This is a genomic window from Sharpea porci (assembly GCF_009695655.1).
GTDB classification, from domain to species: Bacteria; Bacillota_I; Bacilli_A; order Erysipelotrichales; family Coprobacillaceae; genus Sharpea; species Sharpea porci.
In genome coordinates, this window is the sequence record NZ_VUNM01000049.1 from 1 (window position 1) to 10,355 (window position 10,355).

General features: G+C 34.8%; 13 protein-coding genes. 1 reads left to right on the forward strand and 12 read right to left on the reverse strand.

The window, feature by feature from the left end; all coding sequences use genetic code 11:
• Positions 1–6: 6 nt before the first annotated feature.
• From FYJ79_RS12650 to FYJ79_RS12030, 12 genes are all read right to left on the reverse strand, one after another.
• Positions 7–297: a cupin domain-containing protein gene (locus FYJ79_RS12650; protein ID WP_229771471.1), complete on the reverse strand. Its 291-nt coding sequence runs from the start codon at positions 295–297 to the stop codon at positions 7–9.
• A gap of 3 nt (positions 298–300) precedes the next feature.
• Positions 301–726 (reverse strand): MarR family winged helix-turn-helix transcriptional regulator, encoded by a 426-nt coding sequence (locus FYJ79_RS11970; RefSeq protein WP_154518798.1) that lies wholly within the window; start codon positions 724–726, stop codon positions 301–303.
• Between the two features lie 90 nt (positions 727–816).
• Positions 817–1,755, reverse strand: a complete 939-nt coding sequence (locus FYJ79_RS11975; RefSeq protein WP_154518800.1) for an SIR2 family NAD-dependent protein deacylase — start codon at positions 1,753–1,755, stop codon at positions 817–819.
• Between the two features lie 13 nt (positions 1,756–1,768).
• On the reverse strand, positions 1,769–2,365 hold the full coding sequence (locus FYJ79_RS11980; RefSeq protein WP_154518802.1) for a pyridoxamine 5'-phosphate oxidase family protein: 597 nt from the start codon (positions 2,363–2,365) through the stop codon (positions 1,769–1,771).
• A 119-nt stretch (positions 2,366–2,484) separates the two neighbouring features.
• Complete coding sequence (locus FYJ79_RS11985) at positions 2,485–2,874, reverse strand: PH domain-containing protein (protein WP_154518804.1); 390 nt, start codon at positions 2,872–2,874, stop codon at positions 2,485–2,487.
• 18 nt (positions 2,875–2,892) lie between these two features.
• Positions 2,893–3,519 (reverse strand): lactate utilization protein, encoded by a 627-nt coding sequence (locus tag FYJ79_RS11990; RefSeq protein WP_154518806.1) that lies wholly within the window; start codon positions 3,517–3,519, stop codon positions 2,893–2,895.
• Positions 3,520–3,675: 156 nt separating this feature from the next.
• Positions 3,676–3,987 (reverse strand): hypothetical protein, encoded by a 312-nt coding sequence (locus FYJ79_RS11995; RefSeq protein ID WP_154518808.1) that lies wholly within the window; start codon positions 3,985–3,987, stop codon positions 3,676–3,678.
• 4 nt (positions 3,988–3,991) lie between these two features.
• On the reverse strand, positions 3,992–4,375 hold the full coding sequence (locus tag FYJ79_RS12000) for a VOC family protein (protein WP_154518810.1): 384 nt from the start codon (positions 4,373–4,375) through the stop codon (positions 3,992–3,994).
• Between the two features lie 23 nt (positions 4,376–4,398).
• A complete protein-coding gene (locus tag FYJ79_RS12005; protein ID WP_154518812.1) occupies positions 4,399–4,947 on the reverse strand; it encodes a GNAT family N-acetyltransferase in 549 nt (182 codons plus the stop codon).
• 54 nt (positions 4,948–5,001) lie between these two features.
• Positions 5,002–5,718: an AAA family ATPase gene (locus tag FYJ79_RS12010; protein WP_154518815.1), complete on the reverse strand. Its 717-nt coding sequence runs from the start codon at positions 5,716–5,718 to the stop codon at positions 5,002–5,004.
• A 788-nt stretch (positions 5,719–6,506) separates the two neighbouring features.
• On the reverse strand, positions 6,507–8,450 hold the full coding sequence (locus tag FYJ79_RS12655; RefSeq protein ID WP_229771472.1) for a bifunctional diguanylate cyclase/phosphodiesterase: 1,944 nt from the start codon (positions 8,448–8,450) through the stop codon (positions 6,507–6,509).
• A gap of 118 nt (positions 8,451–8,568) precedes the next feature.
• Positions 8,569–9,750 (reverse strand): GGDEF domain-containing protein, encoded by a 1,182-nt coding sequence (locus FYJ79_RS12030; RefSeq protein ID WP_195837091.1) that lies wholly within the window; start codon positions 9,748–9,750, stop codon positions 8,569–8,571.
• 520 nt (positions 9,751–10,270) lie between these two features.
• On the opposite strand from FYJ79_RS12030, the gene FYJ79_RS12035 reads away from it, so the two are divergent.
• A partial coding sequence (locus FYJ79_RS12035; protein ID WP_195837092.1) for a transposase occupies positions 10,271–10,355 on the forward strand: 85 nt, incomplete at its 3' end.

Genomic DNA, 10,355 nt, shown 5'->3' on the forward strand with positions numbered 1-10,355 from the left:
ATAATCCTACGTATTACTACATATAATTTCGAAAATTTGACAATAAAAAAACTCAAAAGCATTGATATAATCAACGTTTTGAGCGATTTGGTTAGTGAAAAAATGGAGACAACTGTCAAACTCCCGCATGGGGAAGCCAGCTATATAATCATTGGGGTCTGTTGAATCAAAAGCATCCAACATTAAAAATGGATCATATAAATCAACTGTCTGATTGCCCAATACTCTCACTAAGCTTACACCAGCACCATCCTGTGTACGATATCCTTTAACTTGTTTTATTACTTCTCTTAACATATTCTAATCCTCTCTTTGATATTCTCGATATTGTCTTAATAATCGAATAAGTGTTTGTTTTTCTTCTAATGACCAAGCTAGAAACTTCTCTTCAAACATCTTCTCATTTTCAGGAATAACTTCTGCAATCAACTGACGTCCTTTTTCTGATAATTTGACAATTGTACGTCTTTGATCCTGGGGATCTTTTTCTCTTTCAACCATCCCCTGTTTTTCTAAGTTTGTGATAATAACAGGAACTGTACCATTACTACTTAATATTTTATCTTTGATTTCTCCCACTGTTAGTCCATCCTGATGATAAAGAGCCTCTAATACACCAAACTGTGGCAAAGTTAAGCCATGACTTGAAGCAATCTTGGTTGTTTCATAATCAAGCTCTTTAACCATACGATGAATGGAAATAAGAATATAAGAATCCTGCAACATACTCTCACGCTCCTCACTTACATAATGTATCTAATTAGATACATTTAGTCAAAATAAATGCTTTCTAAAATAAGCTCTCCAAAAGGAGAGCTATTGATTATCAAGTCTTCTTAATACCTTGGCAATATCATCATTTATTAATATGCTACGATTTATAATACTTTCTTGACATCCCGCTTCACCAAAGTTAATGCAGGCATAATAAGCATTTTGATTTTTTTCAACATAGTTCCAGAAAGGATATTTAATAATCACTGGAGTATTCATACCAACACCTAGTTCTAAGAAGAGAATATGTTTATTTTGGTGATGATTCATAAAGTCATGATATCGCTCATAAAATTCTTCCCATCCCAGATCCTGGACAAAGCTATTATCTACACGCAAGTTAGGAATCATATCCAGACCATCATCTGGACATTTTGGTATCAGACTTGTGGGAATTTTCATAAGCAAATTCTTGTCTTTTGGGACATCAAATATGCCTTTTTCATTTCTTACAAAGCCTTGTGCTTCCATCATTTTTTCAATTATTTCTTTGTTGTCGTATGTTTTGGGTATTGTTGGCAAAACACTTTGAAAGAGACCATAGTCACCTTGCATATAGAAGAGTCTCTTCTTATCAAAGTGTGCTCTTTGAAACTGATGATCAACATTTGTCGTAATGACAAAGTAATCTTTGTTTTCTACAAGTTTAAGTAAGTTTGGATAAACATCACTTGGTGCATCTATATAGCGATTGAAGTAAATATGTCTGCTCCACCATGCCCAATAAGTTTCCATATCTTCAAAGGGATAGAAGCCACCAGAATACATGTCCTGAATGCCATATTCATTTGCGAAATCAAAGAAATATTTTTCAAATCTTTCCCCAGAATATGTCAAGCCGGCAGCAGTCGATAAACCTGCACCTGCACCAATCACAATCGCATCAGCTGTTTCTATTTGAGTTTTAAGGACTTCTAGTTGTTGATCATTTAATTTTTCCCCAAAGACATATTTTTGACTTTTTAATCTATTTAAAAACATACTCTCACTCCTTTCATCGACGTTCAATACAGTTAACTGGACATACTGGCATACACCGACCACAATGTAAGCAGTGATGTTGATCAATAATAGCCAGTCCGTCTTTGAATGTTATGCATCTTTGTGGACAAACATCCAAGCATTTCTTACAGCCAACACACCCTTTACCGACATAATAACCTGAGATAGTTGTTTGTACATTTCCAATTGAAATTGTCCCTCTTTCAATATGTGCTGGATCACTAATATCAAAGTACTGTCCCCTCGCTTCATAAAGCACAAAGACATCCAATGCACTACGTGTATCACCGGGATAGATTTTCTGCATGTAAGTATTCTTTTCAAAAATTTCATTTAATTTTTCATTGCCAATATTTCTGACTTTGCCAGCTAATGAAATAGACTTCTTGTTCTTCACACCTGTTAAACTGACATACTTTTGATTTATGAGCTGTTTGTAGAATTCTTTTCCTTTAGCGGTAAGGAAATAAACACCTTGATAATCATAAAGCATCATATCAATGACTCGTGTAACAGGACGACCATTTTGATCATTTGTCGCAATTACAACTGAATGGATATCTTCTACTAATATTTTGAGGTACTGCATTGGATTTACTCCTTTATGTAATATTTTTTATTTCATTTATATCATGTAATATAAATGATTACTTCTATAATGTCAACATTCTTTTTACAATTAAAAACATACGCTATCATGCGTATGTCTTAAAAAATATAATGTGATATCGTTGCACAGATTTTCTTGATATCCACCTTCGCCTTAAAATCAAACTGGAGCTTTGTGCCATCCGCAAAACTTAAGATCAGTTCACTATCAATATCCATTACTCCTGCTGTCTCTACGCCAAAATAAAGGACTTTGGCATAAGGATAAGAGATATAGGAAACCTTCTTCCCTGTGATGCCTTGGACATTGACGACGATGATTCTCTTTGTCGTGAAAACAACTTGATCTCTGACAGTCTGGAAGGCCGCAATAATATCTTCACCTTCCACTAAGAACATCTGTACTTCATGTCGTACTGCATTCAATTCTATTTCTTTAAGATTGGCGATATTAGCATCGCCAATAATTCCCGTTGAAATATTTGCCATATATGATACTCTCCTTTACTAAAAACCTAAGTTCTCATTGACAAGAATGACATGGATACGATCTTTATGACGACTAAAGCGTGTAATAAGAAACTGACAACATACAGTATCAATAGACTTACAATCCATGCATCGACCTGTCTTTTTACATGGTGTTGTGATGTCAAAGCGCCCTGCATTAATCGGAGCAGCAATATTTCTTGCTCGCTTCATTGCCTGATCAAGATCACTAGTGACTTTGTTCATTCCAACAATAAAAACAACCTTTTCTGGTCCTTGGGCGATAAAAGAAACACGATTGGCGTTGCCATCAATATTCACCAAGATACCATCATCCGTCATGGCATTGACACTTGAAACAAAAACATCAGCACCATAAGCCTGAAGCAATCCTTCTCTTGTGGCCATAAATGCACGATCATAGAAAGTATAATGTCCATTATTCAGTGCATCTGTTAACCCAATTTCCTGGGCACTCATACAACCTCCCATTGCCACACTGCTTCCTTCTGGGATGAGTTCTAAAGCCACCTTTAAAGCTTCCTTGCGATCTTTGGCATAATATCCTGTCATATTGCGACTTTTAAGTCCCTTGATGACAACCTGTGCAAGTTTTTCATTTCTTTCTTTTATAAATTGATCCATATACAAACCTCCCTTGCTTTTATTATATCATGTCAGAAATCTCATGTAATATCTTATCTAGAATTCTATCACGAGATTGTGGTACGCAAGAATTTGAAGACATTATACAAGTTTGAGATACAGACAAAATAAAACAAGCTCATCATTGTAGCTTGTTTATTTGATCTTATGTTTATTCATCTTTTCTTCAAAGATATCCATCATAATCTTTTTCAGGGCTGCTTTCTCTTGATCAGGAAGTGGCCCTTCTCTTTTCGCAACGGCATAAAGTTCTGGATGTACTTTAGCAACTTTTTCCACTGTTTTCGTTGTTGCATGTCCTCTTACAAAGAAAGGAATCTTTTTGATCCATTCTTGAGGGACAAGATCTAATAGCTTTTTAGCCGCTTGCTTGTCAGTGATTTCTGCTGTTGATAAGCCATCATGAATTTGTTTTTGTTCTTGTTTAGTAAAATCTTTTAATTCCATCAGTCTACTCCTCATCATATTTCGCTATTTCTACAAGATTACCATCTGGATCATAGACATAAAGACTATGCATTGCTCCTCTAGCACCAACCTTTTCACAAACATCTTGGACAATGGATACACCTGCCTCTTGTAATTCCTTTTTGACATCTTCTAAATCATCTGTTGTAATCAGGCAAAAGTCATTCGTTCCATAACCAGGATATTGAGCTGATGGCTCAAATTCACCAGGAAACGTATGAATATTGATTTTCTGTCTACCAAAGGACAAATAATGTTGTTGTCCATTTATACCATGTTTCATCTGCAAGAGATCCTGATAGAAATGTAGACATGCATCTAAGTTCTCTGTCACAATCACAAAATGATCCAATTCATCTATTTTCATATTAATTCCTTCTTTCTATGTCATCATCGTAAATCAAGAATCATCAAGATAAGTGCCTGCTCATTTCCTTGCTTTGTGATAAAGCCACGTTGATTTCTTCCATATTCCTTAAAGCCCATCTTCTTATATAATCGAATAGCCTGTTTGTTCGAAGCAACTACCTCTAATTCCATTTGTTGGTAGGAGGCTTGCTGAGAAGCTTTAATACAAGCTTCAAGCAGTGCTTTACCTATACCTAAATGCCAGTATTTCTTTTCAACGCAAATCCCCAGCTCTACACGATGTTGAATTTTTAGAAAATTTCCAAGTGCGTTACAACTAGCCAGCCCCACAATCTGATCATCAACGAGAGCACATAATTGTAAATTGCGTGCACTTTGTTCTTTTTGCGTAATATAGAGTGCTTCATCTTTAACAGTCATATCATTTTCTTCGGGATATCTAAGTAGGTAATCTGTTTCTGTCTGCATCCGATTAAAGGCTACTATGACATTATAGGCATCTGTACTTGTTGTATTTCTGATTACACATTCTCTGCCATCCTTTAAGATCAGCTTGTCGTAATAACGCATGTGAGCATCACCTTCTTGACTTATTATAAGCTTTGTAGCTTATCGATGAAAGTTCTATTCCTCTTTTTCCAATAAATACTTCAGCATCATTGTGCGATTTTCCATAAACATCTTTGTGATCTGATAACTGTCTGTTTCTTCATAAGGGCATAGATGTATTCCCCTATCATCAAACTGATAGATATCAGCATCAGGCAAGGCAAGAAAAAGGGGCGAATGAGAAACAATAAAGAACTGTGCGCCCTTTTTCGCATAGCGTTCTATTTCTGCCATCAACGTGAGTTGTCTTTGAGGCGATAATGCTGCTTCTATTTCATCTAAAAAATAAAGTCCATTTTCACAAAATTCTTTTTGGATTAAAGATAAAAAGCTTTCTCCATGGGACATCTCATGATAGTGTTCTGATTTCCCTAAGGCGTAGTTTTCTTCCATGGTAGCCACATTATAAAAGCTTTCCGCCTTTAAATAATAGCCCCATTTTTCTTTTCGTACACCTTTGATTAGGCTGATGGCTTGATCAAGCTGGGTGGTGGAGTGATATGTTGAAAAATGGTAATTTCTTGTACCACCTTCAGGATTGAAATGTGAAGCTACGGCCATTGCTTGAAGTAATGTTGATTTCCCTGAACCATTTTCTCCCACAAAAAATGTAATAGGCTTAGTGAATGTTAATTGTGTGGTATTTTGAAAAGCTTTAATCTGGCGTATATAGCTTTCCTCTTCTATTTGAGATAAAGATAAGCGTATGCCTTGAATGATTTGTTCGTTCATAATATTGATTCCTGTTCATACTAAAATGATGAAGCATAAAAAATAAGATAAAGGAGAATAGCCAATAGAATAGTTGATATCAACTAAAGAAGCTTATTGTTGACTCTTTTCCAAAAGATAGGCATGAAAATGATGGATCCTCCCATATCAATCAATAAGGGAAGAAGATAAATATGACCATGTGCTAAATAAACACATAACGCAAATGTTTCAGCTAACAAGATACCCATTGGCAATCCATAAAGTAAGCTATTATAAGAATGCGCATCGTTCCAAGAAAATAAAACGAATGAGGCCAAACTATATAGTACTGCTAAGACTAAAGCAACTATAAATTGCATCAAATAGTCAGTTTGATAAAAGATAGAAAATCCATGATAAACGCTTGTCGCTGTGAACATGTAAAGAAACGAGCATGTACCTGCCATAAAATAAGATGTACTGCTAAGAATGATCAATATATTCGTAATAATCCAAAAAGATGACTACCAGGAAAGTGATCAAACAAAAACAATACACCCCCAACTACAAATCCTGCTAGAAAGCTTGTGATATAGGGCTTTTCATATGTATAAGTGTATATTTCATAGAATATCTCCTTTTACAATACAATTACTATACATCATCATATACATTAATCAACTGATATCATCCATCATTTGTTTTAATTCTACAGTGCTCTTGTTTTCATAAAGCCAAGATACAACTTTCTATTTTATCAGTGCGAAAAAGATCAGGAAGACCCTGATCTTTACTTGATTTCTAACTGATTATTGAGAATGACATTTTCAGGGACTGGCTTTGAGAAAAGGTAACCTTGAGCATATGTACACCCCCACCTCTTTCAAGAAATCATAATGTTCCTTCGTTTCAACACCTTCAGCTACAGTACGAATATGTAAGCTCTGTGCCATTTCACAAATTGAGCGTACTATTGTTTTTGACCGATCATCAAATTTTCGCATGAATTCCATATCGATCTTAATGACATCAAAATGATAATCCTTTAAGACATTTAAAGAAGAATAGCCTGAGCCAAAATCATCCATCCATACTTCTAAACCCATGGCATGGAATTGTTGTAATGCTTGTTTCATTAATTTTGAATCACCATTAATAGCTGTTTCTGTTATTTCTACATGAATGAGGGATTTGGGAATATGATATGTGTTGATGATTTGCTGGATTTCTGTATAAATATCTATGCCTGATTCTAAGTCTGTTCTTGAAATATTAAAGCTAATTGGAAGCGCTTCTTGATGCAAGTTATGCATTTTCGAAAGAAACTGCCCATAGTGATACAGGACCTGCAAATCCACCTTATAAATCATCCTGGCATTCTCTAGAGGGATGATGAATTGATCAGGCGTAAGAAAGCCATAGACGGGATCGATCCATCTCGAAAGAGCTTCGTAACTGACAATCTTATGTTGCTTGATATCAACAAGGGGCTGATAGTAATTCTGTAGCCAGTTTTCTTTAACAGCTTGATCAATATGGGCTAATACATGAAGACGAATTTCTTCATTCTTACGCATTGCTTCGTCATAGAATTTAACCGGTGATTTTGGCGAAGTATAACGTAAAGCTGTTGCTGCGAGATCGACAATAGGTGCGAGGTTGTTGTAGTCAACTTGATGATGATCCATTGTCTCTAGATACTTTAGAGGGCATACACCAATCTGCAATATCAATGACTCATCAATACTCAGTTCTTCAATTTTACGTGAAATAGATGCAAACTTCTGCATCGCTCCAGCAAGAGGGACGATACCTGTAAAATGTGTCCCCGATGTACGCCCAATAATACCTTCTGGAAATTCCGCAATCATATAATCGGCTGTCTTCTTTAAGATATTATTACCGGCATCATAACCATGTAAGATATTGATATCTCTAAAATGATCAATATTAGAATAAAAGATAGCTAGTTCCTGATGTTTAACACTGGCATTCTTGACCATGATGGCTCCATTTTCTAGCAAATAGGCCAAACTCTTTGCATTTGTGATACGATCATCATCATGATTACGAATATAATTTTCATATTTCATAATAGCAAAGAAGTTAAACTTCATAAAGATAATAAACATCAAGACAAGAAGAGAACCAACAATAGCTACGGCATAGGCAAGCTGATTTGTAACATCATCAACACCACCATTAATCACAATACGTGGCAATTCAGCTTCAGCACCAATTAAGATCATAAATGTCATAGCTGTCCATTGAAATCGCCGATCCATTCTTAACATTGATTTCTCTTCAACAATATATTGAATTTCCTCTCTAAAAAAGAAAACAAGCAACAAACTTAAGACAACAGTAATCAACATTCTTTGCATCGTTGTCATTGCAATTAACATAGCCAAACAATTCGCATTAAAGAATAATGTATATATGAATGTGCCTACTGGTCCTTGTATACCAATAACCTTGCGATAAAGATCAATCATAAGAAAAATAGGCAACAATAAGCAAACCGTAGCAACCAAGAAATCATATAATGTTCCTGTCAAAGAAAATAGACTGGTCACCTGTTGATAAAGGATATAGGAAATAAACTCGGCTGTTTGAAAGGCTACAAAAAAAGAAAGAATGAATTTGATGACTTGTGTTTTTCTTGAAGCCTTTTTGAAAAATAAGATGATCGTTATTAAGGCAAAGACAAGACCTTGAATAATATCTGAATAATTACGTAAAAGGAATGTTTGAATCCATTGTATAAGCATAGACCACAACCTCCAAAATGAGAATTTACGTTGTTATTATAATAAGTTTGTAGACTTTAAGCAACATTGTCGTAAAATATCAGTAAAATAAAGACTCTTCATCAAGAAGAGTCAGTTCTTAGTTTATATGGTTGCCCATTCTTATTGCTTCACGATAAGTCTTTTTATCTAAATAGAGTTGATTGTCAGCTTCTTCTATCACATTTGCGATAGGGACATCAGGATTACAACAATCAGCATAACCGATAGAAATAGTGAGATCAAATGGGAATTGTTCTTTTTGGGTGATGATTTGAAGATTATCTCGTAATTCCTTTATGATTTCTTCAGGATCATGATTTTGTGAATCGACTAAGATAAACTCATCACCACCAAAACGCCCAATAACAATACCTTGTGATGCTGCCTTCTTTAATGAATCCGCAACAGCAATCAATGCTCGATCTCCTTCTAGATGTCCATATTTATCGTTGATTCCTTTAAATCGATTAACATCAATAATATAAATCACAATCGGATTCTCAAGAGAAATATTAGGCCATTCTTTTTCAAGATATTCGTTGACACGATAACGGTTATTGATTCTTGTTAATGCATCTGTATAGATATTTGCATTCTGCATTTCAATGAGGACTTTGATAATGGATGGTAAGATACCAAGTATGATAAATGGTACATAGAATATAAACAAACTGATAATTGCACCAGCAGCTGGATAAAGAATACATTCAAGAATCACACGATAACGCATTTTTTTCGTCTTACGTTTTTCTTTCTGGAGACTGATTATTGTATGGATAAATGCAAATCCCATATAGAAGAAATCAATGGAAGAATTAATGCTATAAAGGTAAGTTGAGGAAATTGTTGTGCTGCCCACAAGACCTACGACATTTAAACAGAAATAGGTTGATGTTATTAAGGCAAGGATGAGCGGAAATGTAAAAAGATATTTTGTAAACTTATTTTTGATGAGAAAGCCATCGATGTAATATTCCGCAAACAAGAACCAGCAAAACGTAAATGTTGTTAGAATGCCTGTTTCGATATATTCAAAAATACTTGTTATTGCAACAAATTGGGAATGAGGATAAAACGAAAGCCATAATAAGTCATCAAAGATATAAATAATATAGGCAATAATAATTCTTTTGAAAGCCCTAATTTCAGAAGCACGGCCAATATTGAATTGCAGTCTATTATAAACTTGTAAAGCAATAATAAAACATACAACGAGAATAGAGATATATAAAGGCAAATAGGCTTTACTAAAGATATCTTGCATTGAATACTCAACCATTTTCATTCCCCCAAGCTTTCAAAAATCGGTATCATTCTACCACAATGTTACCTTGACCTTCAATCATATATACATATGAACTTGATAGAATATTCATAACACATAAACAATACCACAAGTTACCTAAATCATTACATGGATTTGGTTAAGAGAAAAGGCCTAAGTGCAATACTCTCTTTCAATAAAGCCACCCAAATCTAAACACTGCACTATTTCTTTGATAAAGAGTATGTCAGACAATCCCCTAAATACGCTATAAAATACAATATCTACAGATGAAAGACATTCTTTCTTTCATGAGCTAAAAACCAGCTCTACACATATATCCTCCTGTGTCATAGATATCACTGTGATCTAATGACAAGCAACATACTTGTCTCCAAATCAAGATCCTATTCAATTACCAAATGTCGCCGTAAAGCCCCTTGCTTTAGCAATGGGGATATAAGGCGACAATTATCTTGCTGAAAGTTATCTGATCCCTTTTGTATTAGATAGGTAAGAGTGGTATAATATCTATATGAAATACAAATCTAATCACAATGTAGTCTATTCCTGCAAATACCATGTGGTATGGTGTCCTAAGTATCGACGTTCCGTTTTAA

Excerpts from the sequence above, each read along its gene's own strand:
- FYJ79_RS11970 (WP_154518798.1), bottom strand. The coding sequence starts at position 726 with ATGTTGCAGGATTCTTATATTCTTATTTCCATTCATCGTATGGTTAAA.
- FYJ79_RS12650 (WP_229771471.1), bottom strand. The coding sequence starts at position 297 with ATGTTAAGAGAAGTAATAAAACAAGTTAAAGGATATCGTACACAGGAT.
- FYJ79_RS11995 (WP_154518808.1), bottom strand. The coding sequence starts at position 3,987 with ATGGAATTAAAAGATTTTACTAAACAAGAACAAAAACAAATTCATGAT.
- FYJ79_RS11975 (WP_154518800.1), bottom strand. The coding sequence starts at position 1,755 with ATGTTTTTAAATAGATTAAAAAGTCAAAAATATGTCTTTGGGGAAAAA.
- FYJ79_RS11985 (WP_154518804.1), bottom strand. The coding sequence starts at position 2,874 with ATGGCAAATATTTCAACGGGAATTATTGGCGATGCTAATATCGCCAAT.
- FYJ79_RS12030 (WP_195837091.1), bottom strand. The coding sequence starts at position 9,750 with ATGGTTGAGTATTCAATGCAAGATATCTTTAGTAAAGCCTATTTGCCT.
- FYJ79_RS12000 (WP_154518810.1), bottom strand. The coding sequence starts at position 4,375 with ATGAAAATAGATGAATTGGATCATTTTGTGATTGTGACAGAGAACTTA.
- FYJ79_RS12010 (WP_154518815.1), bottom strand. The coding sequence starts at position 5,718 with ATGAACGAACAAATCATTCAAGGCATACGCTTATCTTTATCTCAAATA.
- FYJ79_RS11980 (WP_154518802.1), bottom strand. The coding sequence starts at position 2,365 with ATGCAGTACCTCAAAATATTAGTAGAAGATATCCATTCAGTTGTAATT.
- FYJ79_RS12005 (WP_154518812.1), bottom strand. The coding sequence starts at position 4,947 with ATGCGTTATTACGACAAGCTGATCTTAAAGGATGGCAGAGAATGTGTA.
- FYJ79_RS11990 (WP_154518806.1), bottom strand. The coding sequence starts at position 3,519 with ATGGATCAATTTATAAAAGAAAGAAATGAAAAACTTGCACAGGTTGTC.
- FYJ79_RS12655 (WP_229771472.1), bottom strand. The coding sequence starts at position 8,450 with ATGCTTATACAATGGATTCAAACATTCCTTTTACGTAATTATTCAGAT.